Annotated in this window: 15 protein-coding genes; 8 read left to right on the top strand and 7 right to left on the bottom strand. The window is 71.7% G+C overall.

Annotation, left to right across the window (positions count from 1 at the left end):
* Window positions 1-118: 118 nt before the first annotated feature.
* From purU to WBN91_RS22460, 4 genes are read right to left on the bottom strand one after another with little or no spacing between them, the layout of a single operon-like run.
* A complete protein-coding gene (gene purU / locus WBN91_RS22475; protein WP_337727164.1) occupies window positions 119-970 on the bottom strand; it encodes a formyltetrahydrofolate deformylase in 852 nt (283 codons plus the stop codon).
* Between the two features lie 31 nt (window positions 971-1,001).
* Window positions 1,002-1,736, bottom strand: coding sequence for a maleylpyruvate isomerase family mycothiol-dependent enzyme (locus WBN91_RS22470; protein WP_337727159.1), 735 nt, complete (start codon window positions 1,734-1,736; stop codon window positions 1,002-1,004).
* A gap of 10 nt (window positions 1,737-1,746) precedes the next feature.
* Entirely contained in the window at window positions 1,747-2,550 is an 804-nt protein-coding gene (locus WBN91_RS22465; RefSeq protein ID WP_337727160.1) for a class I SAM-dependent methyltransferase, read from the bottom strand.
* A complete protein-coding gene (locus tag WBN91_RS22460) occupies window positions 2,529-3,026 on the bottom strand; it encodes a DUF2505 domain-containing protein (RefSeq protein ID WP_337727161.1) in 498 nt (165 codons plus the stop codon). Before WBN91_RS22460 ends, WBN91_RS22465 begins: the two co-directional genes overlap by 22 nt.
* Here WBN91_RS22460 and WBN91_RS22455 point away from each other — a divergent pair.
* Both WBN91_RS22455 and WBN91_RS22450 read left to right on the top strand, forming a co-directional pair.
* Window positions 3,025-4,131, top strand: a complete 1,107-nt coding sequence (locus WBN91_RS22455) for a UDP-N-acetylmuramate dehydrogenase (RefSeq protein ID WP_337727162.1) — start codon at window positions 3,025-3,027, stop codon at window positions 4,129-4,131. The genes WBN91_RS22460 and WBN91_RS22455 overlap by 2 nt on opposite strands.
* Window positions 4,132-4,430: 299 nt before the next feature.
* Window positions 4,431-5,345: a hypothetical protein gene (locus tag WBN91_RS22450; protein WP_337726419.1), complete on the top strand. Its 915-nt coding sequence runs from the start codon at window positions 4,431-4,433 to the stop codon at window positions 5,343-5,345.
* On the opposite strand, the gene WBN91_RS22445 is transcribed toward WBN91_RS22450, so the two are convergent.
* Window positions 5,342-6,073, bottom strand: coding sequence for an SDR family NAD(P)-dependent oxidoreductase (locus WBN91_RS22445; RefSeq protein ID WP_337726420.1), 732 nt, complete (start codon window positions 6,071-6,073; stop codon window positions 5,342-5,344). The genes WBN91_RS22450 and WBN91_RS22445 overlap by 4 nt on opposite strands.
* Before the next feature lie 78 nt (window positions 6,074-6,151).
* Here WBN91_RS22445 and WBN91_RS22440 point away from each other — a divergent pair, with 78 nt between their 5' ends.
* Window positions 6,152-7,297 (top strand): L,D-transpeptidase, encoded by a 1,146-nt coding sequence (locus tag WBN91_RS22440; protein WP_337726421.1) that lies wholly within the window; start codon window positions 6,152-6,154, stop codon window positions 7,295-7,297.
* A gap of 45 nt (window positions 7,298-7,342) precedes the next feature.
* Here WBN91_RS22440 and WBN91_RS22435 read toward each other — a convergent pair whose 3' ends face one another.
* Window positions 7,343-7,810 carry a GNAT family N-acetyltransferase gene (locus WBN91_RS22435; RefSeq protein WP_337726422.1) on the bottom strand — a complete coding sequence of 156 codons (468 nt, stop codon included), beginning with the start codon at window positions 7,808-7,810 and terminating at the stop codon, window positions 7,343-7,345.
* Window positions 7,811-8,019: 209 nt separating this feature from the next.
* Between WBN91_RS22435 and WBN91_RS22430 the strand changes: the two genes are divergently transcribed.
* The 5 genes from WBN91_RS22430 to WBN91_RS22410 all read left to right on the top strand — a co-directional run bounded on the left by WBN91_RS22430 (window position 8,020) and on the right by WBN91_RS22410 (window position 13,491).
* A complete protein-coding gene (locus WBN91_RS22430) occupies window positions 8,020-8,838 on the top strand; it encodes an alpha/beta fold hydrolase (RefSeq protein ID WP_337726423.1) in 819 nt (272 codons plus the stop codon).
* Window positions 8,835-10,088 carry a D-inositol-3-phosphate glycosyltransferase gene (gene mshA / locus WBN91_RS22425; protein WP_337726424.1) on the top strand — a complete coding sequence of 418 codons (1,254 nt, stop codon included), beginning with the start codon at window positions 8,835-8,837 and terminating at the stop codon, window positions 10,086-10,088. Before WBN91_RS22430 ends, mshA begins: the two co-directional genes overlap by 4 nt.
* A complete protein-coding gene (locus WBN91_RS22420) occupies window positions 10,085-10,567 on the top strand; it encodes a YbjN domain-containing protein (RefSeq protein WP_337726425.1) in 483 nt (160 codons plus the stop codon). The genes mshA and WBN91_RS22420 overlap by 4 nt, the downstream gene beginning before the upstream one ends.
* Window positions 10,568-10,638: 71 nt before the next feature.
* Window positions 10,639-11,535: a DUF4349 domain-containing protein gene (locus tag WBN91_RS22415; RefSeq protein WP_337726426.1), complete on the top strand. Its 897-nt coding sequence runs from the start codon at window positions 10,639-10,641 to the stop codon at window positions 11,533-11,535.
* A gap of 393 nt (window positions 11,536-11,928) precedes the next feature.
* Window positions 11,929-13,491: a 4-coumarate--CoA ligase family protein gene (locus WBN91_RS22410; protein WP_337726427.1), complete on the top strand. Its 1,563-nt coding sequence runs from the start codon at window positions 11,929-11,931 to the stop codon at window positions 13,489-13,491.
* Window positions 13,492-13,500: 9 nt separating this feature from the next.
* Here WBN91_RS22410 and fxsT read toward each other — a convergent pair whose 3' ends face one another.
* Window positions 13,501-15,483 (bottom strand): FxSxx-COOH system tetratricopeptide repeat protein, encoded by a 1,983-nt coding sequence (gene fxsT, locus WBN91_RS22405; protein ID WP_337726428.1) that lies wholly within the window; start codon window positions 15,481-15,483, stop codon window positions 13,501-13,503.
* Window positions 15,484-15,568: the final 85 nt, after the last annotated feature.

Genomic DNA, 15,568 nt, shown 5'->3' with positions numbered 1-15,568 from the left:
CCCTTCGGGCAGGCCATACGGTGGGGGAACCGAGGCCCTCCACTTGTAGGTAACACCTACCGCGCGCTGCGCGCGCGGACAACCGCGCTGCGCGCGTGAAAAGCAGGCGGCCTGGGTGTTAGAAGATGACGGTTTGGTTGCCGTGTACCAAGACGCGGTCTTCCAGGTGCCAGCGGAGGCCTCGGGCCAGGACCACCTTCTCGATGTCTCGGCCCTTGCGGACCATGTCCGGGATCGAGTCGGTGTGGTCTACGCGGATCACGTCTTGTTCGATGATCGGGCCTTGGTCCAGGTCTGCCGTGACGTAGTGGCAGGTGGCGCCTACTAGCTTCACGCCTCGGCTGTGGGCCTGGTGGTAGGGGCGGGCGCCGATGAAAGAGGGGAGGAAGCTGTGGTGGATGTTCAGTGCCCTGCCTGCCCAGTCTGCGCATAGTTCGGAGGGCAGGATTTGCATGAAACGGGCCAGGACTACGGCGTGGGGCTTGTGTGCGTCTACGAGTTGGCGTAGTTGGGCGAAAGCGGCCTGTTTGCCTTCGGGGTCGTTGGGTGGGAAGGGCACGTGGTGGAAGGGGATTCCGTGTGCCCTCGTGATGCCGGCCAGGTCGGCGTGGTTGCCGATGACGGCTGACACGTCCACGTCCAGTTCGTGCGAGGCGACCCTGCCCAGGAGGTCGTAGAGGCAGTGGCCTTCTTTGGAGACGAGGATTACCACGCGTTTGCGTTCGCCGGTGTCGCTGATGCGCCAGTTGGCGTTTGCGCCCAACTCTCGTGCCACCTGGCCGAAACGGGCGCGTAGCTCGTCGGCGCCGAAGGGCAGGGAGTCGGCTCGGACCTCCTGGCGGGTGAAGAACCAGTTGGTCGTCGGGTCGGTGTGGTAGGCGGCCTCGACGATCCAGCCGCCGTGTTCGGCCAGGAACGAGGAGATCCGGGCCACGATGCCGGTGCGGTCCGGGCACCCGAAGGTGATCACATAGCGTCGCTCTACCACGGTTCAGAAGTATTCACGGTCGGGGCAGGGAGTCCAGCAGGGACCTGTCACCCGACACGATGGCTCCGCTCGGCCTGCCCCACACCGCGCGGTAGACGGCGTCGGCGGTGCCGGCGACGGTGGTGTCCTCGTCGGTCGCGGAGTCGGTTGGTGCGCTGGTCTCGGGTACCTGGTCGGGGGCGATGCGCAGTTCCCATGTGCGGCCTGCGTCGGCTGCGTGGAACAGCAGGCGGCCCTCGCGGTCGATCGGGTGGACCTGGGCGGCGCGCACGAGCAGGCGGGTCAGGTACTCGTCGACGCCGTCGGCGGCGAACTCGGTGTCCCACAACAGGGTCGGGACCTCGTGGCCGTGCAGGGCGTGTTCGGCGTCCAGGCGGTGGATCGCGATCTCGTGCGCCTGCCGCCGTGCCCAGAAGCCCGCCTGCTTGGGGCCGATGAACGTCCACGTCGGGGTGTCGGAGTGCAGGCTCGTCAGCAGCCGCTCGAGCTCGGTGAAACGGTCGTCCCACCAGGTCAGGAGGTCGTCCCAGGACTGGGGGCGAGGGGTGGCCCGGGGGCGTTCACCGTCGGCGGGGGTGTGCAGGGCGGCCAGCGCCCAGGAGTGGACGCCCGCGAGGTGGTCGACGAGCTTGTGGACGGTCCAGCCGGGGCAGGTCGGCACCGGCACGTCGGGGCCGGCGGCCAGGACGGCGGCCCGCAGCGCGTCGTACTCGGCGCGGGCGTGCGCGAGGTAGTCGTGGTGCTGCACGGGCCCGAGCCTAGGGCTGGACCGAATGCCACGGCACGGTGACCTCGCCCAGCCGCCACCGCTTCCGGTCGTCCAGCACGGGCCACTTCGCGCTGAACAGGCGCACTGCCTCCACCCAGCGGGCGCGCGGGCCGAACGGGGCGTAGGTCGCGGCGGTGGCCCAGCACGCGTCGAGTTCGGTGAGCAGAGCGTGCACTCGTTCGCCTGGGACGTTGCGGTGGATCAGCGCCTTGGGCAGGCGTTCCGCGAGGTCGCCGGGGGTGTCGATGTCGCGGGGCAGGCACGACAGCGTGAACGTCTGCGGGCCGTCCGCGGTCAGCGCGACCCACGAGCAGCGCCGGCCGATCTCGTCGCACGTGCCCTCGACGAGGACGCCGCCGGGCGCGAGCCGGCCGACCATCGTGTCCCACGCCTCCGCCGCCTGCTCCTCGGTGTACTGGCGGAGGACGTTGAACGCGCGCAGCAGCACCGGGCGGCGGCCGGCCAGTTCGAACCCGCCGCGCCGGAACTCCAGGCGCGGCGGGTCGGCCACCGCCTCGCCCGCGGCGACCCGTTCGGCGTCCAGTTCCAGGCCCAGCACCCGCAGCCGCGGGTTGAGGTGCCGCAGCCGGGTGGCCAGCTCGACGGTCGTGATCGGCGAGGAGCCGTAGCCGAGGTCGACGACCAGCGGGTCGTCGGAGCGTTCGAGGAGCGGACCGCACGCGTGGGCGACCCACCGGTCGACGCGGCGGAGCCGGTTGGGGTTGGTGGTGCCCCTCGTGGGCAGGCCGAGCGCCCTGGCCCGGCCCGCCGCTAGGCGCGGCGTGCGAGCCATTCGGCGGTGAACTCGGATTCCTTGTCCAGCAGCAGGGCGACCTGCTCGGCGATCAGCGACTCCAGCTTGCCGCCCATCAGCGGGATGCTCACCTTGACCTGACCCACGAGGGTGAGTTCGCTCCCACCGGCGGCGGTGTCGGCGACGGTGAAGGTCCCGTCGAGGCGGCCCGGCACGCCGTTGAGCGTGACCTCGACCGTGCCCGTGTACCCGGCGTCGGTCCACGACTCGGCGCGGTTGATCACGAGGTCGCCGCCCAGCACGCCGCGTGCCATCGAGGGCAGCTTGTCCGCGGGCACACCCTGCTTGAGCTGGTAGGACGTGGTGCCGTCGGTCTTGTCGAAGGCGATCAGCGCGGCGTCGGCGCCGCCCAGGACGTCCAGCCGGTCGCGCAGGTAGGTCTCGTCCACGAGGGCGGAGTAGACGTCCGAGGCCGGCCAGCGGGACGTCGTCAGGTGCTCGATGCGGCGTGCCATGCCGCGGAGGCTACCGTTGACGCCCGTGACCACCCCGCTGTCCAGCACCCACGTGCGGCTCGCCGAGCACACCACGCTGCGGCTCGGCGGCCCGGCGACCCGGTTCGAGCGCGCCACCACGGCCGCCGACCTGGTCGAGGCCGTGCGCGCGGTGGACGCCTCCGGCGAACCGCTGCTCCTGCTGGGCGGCGGCTCCAACCTCGTCGTGGCCGACGCGGGCTTCACCGGCACCGTCGTCCAGGTCGGCACGCGCGGCCGGCGCCTGGACCCGCTGGGCGACGGCCTGGTGCAGCTGACCGTCGAGGCGGGCGAGGACTGGGACTCGGTGGTCGCCGAGGCGGTGTCGCAGGGCCTGGGCGGCCTGGAGTGCCTGTCCGGCGTGCCCGGCCTGGTCGGCGCGACGCCGGTGCAGAACGTCGGCGCGTACGGGGTGGAGATCTCCCAGGTGCTGACGTCGGTGGACCTCCTGGACCGCCGCACCGGCCGCGTCCACCAGGTCCCCGCGCACGACCTGGGCCTGGCTTACCGGACCAGCGTCCTGAAGGGCACCGACCGGGCGGTGGTGCTGCGGGCGCGGTTCGCCCTGACCTCCGGCGGCCAGTCCGCCCCCATCCGCTACGCCGAGCTGGCCCGGGTGCTGGGCGTGTCCCAGGGCGACCGGGTGCCCGCCGACGCGGCCCGCAAGGCGGTCCTGGACCTGCGCCGCGGCAAGGGCATGGTGCTCGACCCGGCCGACCACGACACGTGGAGCGCGGGGTCGTTCTTCACCAACCCCGTCCTGGACGCCTCGACGCTGACGGGCGTGCTGATCCGGATCGCCGAACGCCTGGGCCGCCACGTCGACGTGCCCACCTACCCGGGCGGTCCGGGCGCGAGCAAGCTGTCGGCGGCGTGGCTCATCGAACGCGCAGGCTTCACCAAGGGCCACCGCGGCCCGGGTGGGCGAGTCGCGCTGTCCGGCAAGCACACCCTGGCCCTGACCAACCGCGGCAGCGCCACCACCGAGGACCTCCTGGACCTGGCCCGCGAGGTCCGCGACGGCGTCCGAGCGGCCTTCGGCGTGGAACTCCACCCGGAACCCGTCCTGGTCAACTGCACCCTCTGACCCCACCATCCCCGCAGGTGGCGAACCCCGGCCGCCCACGCCCCCCGGCGAGGCCGCGTCGGCTTGTCGCGCCGATTTCCCGCCGATCAGCTTTTCCGATCGGCGGGAAATCGGCGCGATGAGCCGACAGCGGGGCGGCCTCGCCGCGCGACGCCGGAGGCGGCGCAATCCAACACCTCCGAACGGGTGACCAGGTGTGACGAAACCTCACCCCGCGCGTTTCATGGAGGCAGAGGTCCCTGTGGGAGGTCGTCATGGTGGGCGGCGGGCGTGGGGTGGTTTCGGCCATCAAGCGGTTGGTGGAGGGTGACTTCTTGGGTCGGCCCGGCGTGGTCGGGGTGGACGTCGGGGAGAAGGTCGTCGGCGGTCGGGGGACCGGGGTTCCCGCGGTGGTCGTGTTCGTGCGGGAGAAGCGGCGGTCCGCGCAGTTCACCATCCCGTCCGAAGTCCTCGGTGTGCCAACGGATGTCGTGGAGGACGTGTTCTACCCGCACCACACCCTCGCCTCCCCCGAAGGCGTCAGCGGGGCCGAGCGGCACGACGTGCTGGCCGGGGGTATCGGGATCGGGCCCAGTCGCGCGGTCCGGTTCGTGCCGCCGGACGTGCCCGAGGCGGACGACTACCTCGTCGCCGGCACGCTCGGCGCGCTGGTCACGCCGCGCACCCGTCGGCGCACGATGGCGTTGACGGCCTTCCACGTGGCCTGCGTGGACGACGCCTGGGCGGTCGGCGACCCGATGGTGCACCCCTCGCGGGTCGACGGCGGGCACCCGTACCGGGACCAGATCGGCGTCCTGGCGCGGGCGGCGCTGGCCGGGAGCGTCGACGCGGCGGCGATCCTGCTCACCACGCCGAGGGTGCGGCCCGAGGTGCTCGGCGTCGGACCCGTCGCCGGGCGCGGGAAGGCGCGGATCGGTCAGCGGGTGCGCAAGCGCGGGCGCACCACCGCCCTGACGGAAGGCGTGATCGCCTCCACCGAAGCGACGATCACGCTGGACTTCGGCGCGGGCCTGGGCGTGCGGACGTTGCGCGACCAGATCCGGGTCGAGGGCCCGTTCGCCGACCACGGCGACTCGGGCGCGGTGCTGCTGGACGACGACAACCGGGTGGTCGGCCTCTACTGCGGCGGCAGCGAGCGGCGCGGCTTCGCCAACCCGATCGGCGACGTCCTGGACCAGCTCGACGTGGACCTGATCGCGCAACCGTCCACTTAGGACCGGTGCACCCGCGTCGCCGACGCCTGCGCGCGCGGCTTCATGACGATCTGGTCCAGGTTCACGTGCGACGGCCGGGTCACCGCGAACGCGATCACGTCCGCCACGTCGTCGGCGGTCAGCGGTTCCACGCCCGCGTACACCGCCGCCGCCCGCTCGGCGTCGCCCGCGAACCGGTTGACCGAGAAGTCCGTCTCCACCATGCCCGGCAGCACCTCGGTGATCCGCACCGGCTGCCCGAGCAGCTCGCCGCGCAGCGTCCGGTGCAGCGCCGACTGGGCGTGCTTGGCCGAGGTGTAGCCCGACCCGTTGTCGTACGCCTCGTACGCGGCGACCGACGTCACGGTCACGATGTGCCCGTCACCGGACTCGATCAGCTTGGGCAGCAGGCCCTTGGTGACCCGCAGTGTGCCCAGGACGTTGGTCTCCCACATCCAGCGCCAGTCGTCCTCGTCCGCCGACGCCACGGGGTCCAGCCCGCGCGCGCCGCCGGCGTTGTTGACGAGCACCCGCGCGGACGGGACGGCGTCCAGGAACGCCTCGACCGACTCGACGGAGGTCACGTCCAGTTCGACCGCCGTGCCGTCGACGTCGTCCGCGATAGTCTTGAGGAGGTCGAGCCGCCGGGCGCCGAGCACGACGTGGAAGCCCTCGGCGGCGAGCCTGCGCGCGGTGGCCTCGCCGATTCCCGCGCTGGCTCCGGTGACTACTGCGATAGGACGGGTCACAGCGGTGATCCTAGGGTTGTGACGGGAGTCACCTGCACCGAAAGCCGCAGTGCGCGTCCTTTCGTTCGGGAGGTCGAAGTGCGCAAGAGAGTCACGGCCCTGCTGCTGGCGGGCCTCGTGCTGGCCGGGTGCTCCGCCGAGGTCCAGTCCGGTTCCGCGAAGCCGGAGGGCGGCGACAAGCCTCCGGTGGCGAAGTTCACCACCGCGCCCGCCGACGGCGCGACCGAGGTGCCGGTCAACCAGCCGGTCACGGTCACCGTCGCCGACGGCACGATCGACGAGGTGAAGCTGACCAACCCCGAGGGCAAGGCCGTCGAGGGCAAGGTCGCGGCGGACAAGAAGACCTGGTCGAGCGCCGAGCCGCTGGGCTACGGCAAGAGCTACAGCTACACCGGCAAGGCGACCGGCACCGACGGCAAGAAGGTCGAGCTGAAGGGCGCGTTCACCACGCTCACCCCGGCCGCCCAGGTGCGCGCCACCCTGTTCCCGTCCGACGACCAGACCGTGGGCGTCGCCGTCCCGATCATGGTCAAGTTCGAGGCGGACATCGCCGACCGGGCCAGCGCCGAGAAGGCCCTGACCGTCACCAACAGCGCGAACGTCAAGGGCAGCTGGGCGTGGCTGAACGCCCGCGAGGTGCACTACCGGCCCGAGACGTACTGGCCCGCGAACACCAAGGTCCACGTCGAGGCCAAGCTCTACGGCGTCCCCTACGGCGGCGGCGCGTTCGGCAAGGCGGACGTGACCAGCGACTTCACCATCGGCCGCAACCAGGTCGTGAAGATCGACACCCCGTCGCACCAGCTCGTGGTGCAGCGCGACGGCCAGACCGTGGCGACCTACCCGGCCTCTTTCGGTCGGGACAACGACCCGGAGCTGACCACCCCGAACGGCACGTTCGTGGTCATGCAGAAGGACCCGCAGTTCAGCTTCGACAACCCCCGCTACGGCTACACCAACGTGCTGAAGAAGTGGGCCGTCCGCTTCTCCAACCACGGCGAGTTCATCCACGAGAACAACGACAACGCGGGCAACATCGGCCGCGCCAACACCTCGCACGGCTGCGCGAACCTGCTGGAGGCCGACGCCAAGGCGTACTACGACAGCGCGATGGTGGGCGACCCGGTGGAGGTCACCGGCTCGATCACCACGCTGCCCGCCCAGTACGACTGGTACGACTGGCAGATCCCGTGGGCGCAGTGGCAGACGATGTCCGCGCTCTGACCAGCTGAAAAAGCCCGGTGGCTCGCGGAGCCACCGGGCTTTTGCTTATCCGCCGAACTCGTACAAGTGGACCTCCGCGCCGGCGTCGACGAGCGCGAAGCCCGCCTTCTCCAGCACGCGGACCGACGCCGGGTTGCCCGGCTCGACGCCCGCGTGGACGGTCGTCACGCCGGGCGCGGTGAGGGCGTGCACGGTCAGGGCGTGGGTGGCCTCGGTGGCGTAGCCGAGCCCCTGCCGTGACGGAACCACGCCGTAGCCGATCTCCAGGCGGCCCCCGGCCGGCGGCCAGAACAGGCCGATCGAGCCGACGACCAGGCCGGTGGTGCGTTCGACGAGCAGCCGGTGGCCGAACTCGCCACGCCACTGCGGCTGGTCGGCGAGCAGGCCCGCGATCACGCGGTCTCCGTCGGCGGGGAAGTCCTCCGCCCAGTGCGGCAGGCGGGTGCCCGCGGCGATCGCGGTCAGGTCCGCGTCGGTCCACAGGCGCAGGTCGAGACGATCAGTGCTGATCAAGGGAGTTGTCTCCGGGTTCTTCGAGAAGTGGGGTCGCGCGCTCAGGGGCGCGGCGACCGCATGAGGGCAGGCTGAACACGGCTGTGGGCAGCCATATTCACCAGCTCCTCGGTCCTCGAAGATCGACTCCGGCCGGAGGCTAGCACGACCCGATGTGATGTGGATGTGCATCGGGAAGTGATGGGGTCGTCCCGGCGTTGATCCAGGTCGTGCTGACTTCTCTCCTCACCGCCGAGGGCGTGCGGCTCGCCGTCCGGCAGGGCGGGTCCGACGGCCCGGCCGTGGTGCTGGTGCACGGTTGGGCCCAGTCCGGGGAGGTGTGGTCGCACCAACTCGCCGACCCGTCCTTCCGCGCGTACGCGCTCGACCTGCGCGGACACGGTGCGTCGGAGGTTCCCGAGGACGGCTACGGCGACTCGGCGGTGTGGGCGGGCGACCTGCGGACCGTGCTGGACCACACCGGTCCGGCGGTGCTGGTCGGCTGGTCCTACGGCGGTCTGGTGATCGCCGACTACCTGCGGGTCTTCGGGACCGCGGACGTGCGCGGGCTGGTGCTGGTCGGCGCCATCACCGAGATCGGCCGCGGCCGTCCCGGCGGTGCGACCGGACCGGCGATGCGCGCGGCGCTGCCCGCCGCGTTGGCCGAGGACCCCGCGGTGGCGGTGCCCGCGCTGGCCGGGTTCTACGAGCGCCAGGGGCGGTTCGACGGGCCGACCCGGCAGTGGATGCTCGGGACGGCCCTGCGGGTGCCCGCCAGGGTGCGCGGGGCGCTGTTCCGGCGTGATGTGGACTCCGCCGAGGTGCTGCGGGCGGTGGACAAGCCGACACTGGTGGTGCACGGCACCGCCGACGAGGTGGTGGACCCGGCCGCCGGGGCGCACGCGGCGGCCACGATCCCCGGAGCCGAGTTGCGCCACTACGAGAACACCGGCCACGCGCCGTTCCTGGAGCGGCCCGAGTGGTTCGCCGCCGACCTGGCCGCCTTCGTGGCCCGCGCGTCCGCCGACGCCGCGGGGGTGGGGCGGTGAAGCGGGTCGCGGTGCTGTCGGTGCACACCTCGCCGCTGGAGCAGCCCGGCACCGGCGACGCGGGCGGCATGAACGTCTACATCGTGCAGACCGCCGTCCGGATGGCGCGGCGCGGCCTGGAGGTGGAGATCTTCACCCGCGCGACCTCCTCGGACCTGCCGCCGGTCGCCGAGCTCGCGCCGGGCGTGACCGTGCGGCACGTCGTCGCCGGGCCGTTCGAGGGCCTGGGCAAGGAGGAGCTGCCCGGCCAGCTGTGCGCGTTCACCGCGGGCGTGCTGCGCGCCGAGGCCCGCCAGGACCCCGGCCACTACGACGTCATCCACTCGCACTACTGGCTGTCCGGCCAGGTCGGGTGGCTGGCCCGGGAGCGCTGGGGCGTGCCGCTGGTGCACACCGCGCACACCCTGGCCAAGGTCAAGAACGCCAACCTGGCCTCCTGCGACGCCCCTGAGCCCCGGATGCGCGTGATCGGCGAGGAGCAGGTGGTCGCCGAGGCGGACCTGCTGGTCGCCAACACCGACGTCGAGGCGGGCGAGCTGGTCAAGCTCTACGACGCCGACCCGGCCAAGGTCGCGGTGGTGCCGCCGGGCGTCGACCTCGACCGGTTCACGCCCGGCGACCGGGAGGCGGCGCGCGCGGCCCTGGGGTTGCGGCCGGACGCGGTCGTGCTGGCGTTCGTGGGCCGCATCCAGCCGTTGAAGGCCCCGGACGTGCTGGTCAACGCCGCCGCGGAGCTGCTCCGGCGCGAGCCGCAGGTGCGGGACCGGCTGGTCGTGCTGGTCGTCGGCGGGCCGTCGGGGTCGGGCATGAAGACGCCCGAGAGCCTGCGGGAGCTGGCCGGTCACCTGGGCATCTCGGACGTGGTGCGGTTCCTGCCGCCGCAGGGCGGCGACGCGCTGGCGCGGGTGTACCGGGCGGCCGACGTGGTGGCCGTGCCCAGCCACAACGAGTCGTTCGGGCTGGTGGCGCTGGAGGCCCAGGCGTGCGGCACGCCCGTGGTCGCGGCGGCGGTCGGCGGGCTGCCGGTGGCCGTGCGGGACGGCGTGTCGGGCCTGCTGGTCGCGGGCCACGAGCCGGACGCGTGGGCCAAGACGCTGGCCGAGCTGGTGCTGCACCCCGCGTACCGGGAGGAGCTCGCGAGCAACGCCGTGGGGCACGCCCGCCGGTTCTCGTGGGACCGCACGACTGATTCACTGCTCGAGGGGTACGCCCGTGCCCGGGACGTGTTCCGCGAGGAGGTGTTCGCTTGAGCCTGGACGAGACCATCGCGTCCGCTTTGGACGAGCGGGAGCTGGCCTACCAGCACAAGGAGCCCGGCAAGTTCTTCGTGACCCTGCCCGGCACGAAGAAGCTCCAGACCAACTGCTGGCTGGTCGTCGGCCGGCACGCCCTGGTCGTCGAGGCCTTCGTGTGCCGCAACCCGGACGAGTCGCACGAGGACGTGTTCCGCTTCCTGTTGCGCCGCAACGCGAAGCTCTACGGGGTGCACTACACGATCGACACCCGCGGCGACATCTACCTGGTGGGGCGGATCGCCCTGCACGCGGTGACGCCGGAGGAGCTGGACCGCGTGCTCGGGCAGGTCGTGGAGGCCGCGGACGGCGACTTCAACACGCTGCTGGAGATCGGCTTCAAGGGCGCGATCCAGCGCGAGTGGGACTGGCGGGTCTCGCGCGGCGAGTCGCTGGCCAACCTGAAGGCCTTCCAGCACCTGGTGTCCGAATCGTGATCGGTTGAGGCGCAACTGACCGTCGCGGGCGTTCCGTCCCCCGGGTGACATCAACCACCCAGGGAGGGGACATGGGCAGACGCACGGGGTTCGCCATCGCGGCCTTGGCGGTCTTCGCGCTGGCCGGGTGTTCGGCGGCGACTGACAGCTCCAGCGGGCAGGCCGCCGACGCCCGCATGGCCGAGCCGCCGCAGGGCGGGATGACACCGATGCAGGGCAGGCCCGAGCAGCCGGGGAAGGCCGGTGAACCGGCCAGGGGCGAGGCGCAGACCGCGGTGCAGGCGGACCGGATGCTGGTCCGCACCGCGTCGATCGAGCTGCGGGCCGCCGACGTGACCGCGGTGTTGGCGCAGGTCAAGGACCTGGCAATCGCCAAGGGCGGCTACCCGGCGCAGGAGAACTCGACCCGGTCGCAGGGCACCGTGACCCTGCGCGTGCCCGGCGACCGGCTCGACGCCGTGCTCAAGGACCTCCACGCCCTGCCCGACACCGAGGTGGCCCGGCAGGACCTGAAGAGCGAGGACGTCACCGAGCAGGTCGTGGACGTCGAGGCGCGGATCGCCAACCAGCGGGCCAGCGTCGAGCGGGTGCGCGGGCTGCTGGAACGGGCCGGCAGCACGTCGGAGATCACGCAGATCGAGGCCGAGCTGACCAAGCGCCAGTCCGAGCTGGAGTCGCTCCAGCGCCGCCACGACACGCTCAAGAGCCAGGTCGCCATGTCCACGCTGACCGTCACCGTGGCGCAGGCTCCCCCGGCTCCGGCCCCCGCGCGGGACGACGATCCGACGTTCCTCAGCGCCCTGGGCGGCGGCTGGGACGCGTTGGCCGGCGCGGGCGCGTGGGTACTGGTCGTGCTCGGCGCGGTGCTGCCGTTCGCCGTGGTGCTCGGCGTGCCGGCGGTGGCGTTCCTGGTGTGGCGGCGCAACCGGCGGCCGGCCGTCGTCACCCAGGAGAGCACGACTCCCTGACCGGACGCCCACGGAGGGTGTGCGTGCGCGCGGAGCGCGGGGCGGCTTGGGAGAGAGGGGGAGTCGCGAGCTCAAGCCGCCCCGCGTTGAGTCCCGCTACCTGGGGATCCGGGCGGGGGGAGCCCGAGAATCCCAGCGGGCCGCGGTTCGACGGGGGGATGGCGAACCGCGGTGGCGCCGACAGGGTCGTCGGAGTGCGTGGGAGCCGACCCGGTCGAACCCTGTCAACTTGGCAGATCGCCGGCGATCGCCACAAGACCTGGCGTTGCTCCATTCGAGTGTTCTTAGCCGCGTTAAGTAACGTCTCCGTGATCATGCGTTTGCCTTGACCTGGTTTGTGCCGTGGCTCACGATGGCGGGATCGCAGTTACTTACGAGTAGTGGGGTCGCCGCATGGTCTTCCGCAGTCCATTCCCCGATGTCGAGGTCCCGGACGTCTCTCTGCACGAGCTGCTGTTCGGCGACCTCGGCGACCGCGCCGACCGCGTCGCCCTGGTCGACGGCTCGTCGGGCGCATCCCTGTCCTACCGGCAGCTCGCGGGCGCGGTGGACCGGCTCGCGGCGGCCCTCGCGGAGCGGGGGATCGGCAAGGGCGACGTGGTCGGCATCCTCAGCCCCAACACCCCGTACTACGCGGTCGTCTTCCACGGCATCCTCCGCGCCGGCGCGACCGCGACCACGATCAACGCCCTCTACACGGCCGACGAGGTCGCCCACCAGCTGTCCGACGCGGGCGCGAAGATGCTGTTCACGGTGTCCGTGCTGCTGCCCAACGCCGCGCCGGGCGCCGAGAAGGCGGGCGTGTCCGACGTCGTCGTGCTCGACCAGGCCGAGGGCTACCCCAACCTGACCGAGCTGCTCGCCTCGACCGGCCCGGTGCCCGAGGTGTCCGTGGACCCGGCCGAGGACGTGGCGGTGCTGCCGTACTCGTCGGGCACCACCGGCAAGGCCAAGGGCGTGATGCTGACCCACCGGAACCTGGTGGCCAACATCGTGCAGTGCGGGCCGCTGCTCAAGGTCGACGGGGAGACCCGCATCCTGGCCGTGCTGCCGTTCTTCCACATCTACGGCATGCAGGTGCTGATGAACAACGGCCTGTACGTCGGCGCGACCGTCGTGACCATGCCGAAGTTCGACCTGCCGGAGTTCCTGAGGGTCATCCAGGACCACCGCACCGACCGCGTGTACATCGCGCCCCCGGTGGCCGTGGCCCTGGCCAAGCACCCGCTGGTCGACCAGTACGACCTGTCCGCGATCCACACCATCTTCTCCGGCGCGGCCCCCTTGGACGTCGACCTCGCCGCCGCGGTCGCCAAGCGCCTGGGCTGCCGCGTCTCGCAGGGCTACGGCATGACCGAGATGAGCCCGGTCTCCCACGCCATCCCGGACGGCCGCGACGACATCTCGGTGGGCACGGTCGGCGTGATCGCCCCGAACATGGAATGCCGCTTCGTCGACCCGGCCACCGGCGAGGACGTGGGCGTGGGCGAACGCGGCGAACTCTGGTGCCGCGGCCCGAACATCATGAAGGGCTACCTGAACAACCCCGACGCAACCGCCGCCACCCTGGACGACGAGGGCTGGCTGCACACGGGTGATGTGGGCGTGATCGACGAGGACGGCCTGGTCAGCATCGTGGACCGGGTGAAGGAGCTGATCAAGTACAAGGGCTACCAGGTGCCGCCGGCGGAGCTGGAGGCCCTGCTGTTGACCCATCCGGAGATCGCCGACGCGGCCGTGGTTGGCGTGCGCGACGAGGAGGGCGAGGAGGTGCCCAAGGCGTTCGTCGTGCTCCAGCCGGGGTCGTCGTTGGATGCTGCGGGCGTGATGGACTTCGTGGCTGCGCACGTGGCTCCGCACAAGAAGGTGCGGGTGGTGGAGTTCATCGAGGCCATCCCGAAGTCGGCGTCCGGCAAGATCCTGCGCAAGGACCTCCGGGCACGCGAGAACGCCTGATCGCTCGCTCTACCGGCCCAGGTCAGGCCTTCGTGGGCCTGACCTGGCCTGTAGTGAGGTCAGGTTCTTGCGGCTGGTGATGGTGTCGGGATGGTCGGCCCCCAGCATGTCGGTGCGGATGGCAAGAGCTCGGCGGAGCAGTCGTCTGGCTTCGCTCAGGTGTCCGAGGTCGGACAACACGAGTGCGAGGTTGTGCACGCAGGTCGCGACGACGGGGTTGTCGGGTCCGTAGGTGGCTTCGTCGATGGCGAGGGCGCGCTCGTACAGGGCTCGGGCTTCGTCGGGGCGACCAAGGTGGCGCAACGCGATGCCGAGGTTGTTGAGGCGGATCGCGACGGTGGGGTGGTCGGGTCCGTTGGCGGTTTCGTCGATGGCGAGGGCGCGCTCGTACAGGGCTCGGGCTTCGTCGAGGCGACCCAGGTCGCGCAACGCGCCGCCGAGGTTGTTGAGGCGGATCGCGACGGTGGGGTGGTCGGGTCCGTTGGCCGCTTCGGCAATGGCGAGGGCACGTTCGAACAGGGCTCGGGCTTCGTCGGGGTGCCCCAGGTCGCGCAGCACGAGGCCCAGGTTGTTGAGGCGGATCGCGACGTGGTGGTGGTCGGGTCCGGTGGCGGCTTCGGTGATGGCCAACGCCCGCTCGCTCAAGGGCCGGGCCTGGTCTGGGCGGCCGTGGGTGCGGAGGTAGGTCGCGGCGCGGTCGAGCAGCCATGCGGTGTCCTGTGTGGTGGTGCGGTCGTGGCCGAGGTCGTCGTGGAGGGCCAGGACGTGGGGGAGCAGGGCCTGCCACCGGGGCCAGTTCTCGGGCACGGTCATGATCTGGCCCGGGAGGTGGGTGCGGAGGAGGCGTTGTGCCACCGCCTCTCGCGGCGGTGTCGGGTGTCGGTCGTGGCGGGCGCGCAGGGATTGCTGGAGTAGGCGGTGGGCGATGGTCACGTCGCTGCCTGTGCGGCGGATGAGGTACCAGTCCGCGAGTGCGCCGACGGTGTCCACGAGTCCGACCGGATCGGTGACGACCGTGGCCAAGGGCTCGGGTAGCTCGTCGGGGTGGGTGGTGAAGAGGTCCAAGGGGACTGGTTCGGGGGCTAGCCACGCCAGGATTTCCACCAGTTGAACGGCTGCGGCGTCCTGGTCGGCCAGGGCGGTGAGGGACAGGTCCCACAGCGTTGCCAGGGTTTCGGCGCGGCCGGCTACTCGGCCGCGGGGCAGCATGCGGGTGGTTTGGGTGCGTAGTAGGTCCAGGTAGTCGTCGATGGGTAGGCGGGTGCTTTCCAGGTAGGCCGCGGCCTGTTCGATCGCCAGGGGAAGGTCGCCTACCAGCTCCGCCAACTCCTGTGCGGCAGCCTGCGGTACGGCGGGGATGCGGCTGTGCAGTAGGGCGATGCTCTCCGCGCGGTCCAGCACATCGACGTCGATGACCGGGCCTACGGCGCCGAAGCCGCCGCGTCGGGTGGTGATCAGGACTCGGCCCTCGCCGGAGGGCAGGTAGGGCCACAGGGCGGTGGGGTCCTCGGCGTTGTCGAAGATCAGCAGCCATCGGGCGCGGTGGTGCAGTGCGCTCAGGACTGAGCCGGCCATCGCGACCGCGTCCGGTTTCGCGGGCAGGCCCAGCGCGATGCCCAGTTCGGCCAGGTGGTCGGGGATCAAGGCCGGTTGTTCGGCCGGGATCCACCAGACGACGTCGAAGTCGGCGGCGTAGCGGTGGGCGTACTCGACCGCTGTCTGGGACTTGCCGACACCGCCCAACCCGAGCAGGGAGTGCACGGCCACCGCCCCCGAACCCCGGACCGCCTCGTGCAGCCGTGCCAACAGCTCCTCACGGCCGGTGAAGTGCGGGTTTCGGGCCGGTACGCGCCACGCCCTCCCGGCCGACGCCGCCGCCGGCGCGTGGTAGTGGACGTCGCGGCCGGCCTGGAACACCGTGCCGCCCGACCCCGCCTCGCCGGACTGCTCCACCCGGCCCGCCGTCTCGCCCAACGGACCACCCTCCTGCACGAACCGTCCGCAACCGCCTACCCATACCCCACGAACCCCGACACCGGCCCGCAAGGTTGCGGTGCCGCACGGGTGGGCGGTTCCG

The organism is Saccharothrix sp. CCNWYY140 (assembly GCF_037401995.1).
In the GTDB taxonomy this organism is placed as follows: domain Bacteria; phylum Actinomycetota; class Actinomycetes; order Mycobacteriales; family Pseudonocardiaceae; genus Actinosynnema.
This window is presented reverse-complemented; position numbering and strand designations above follow the sequence as displayed.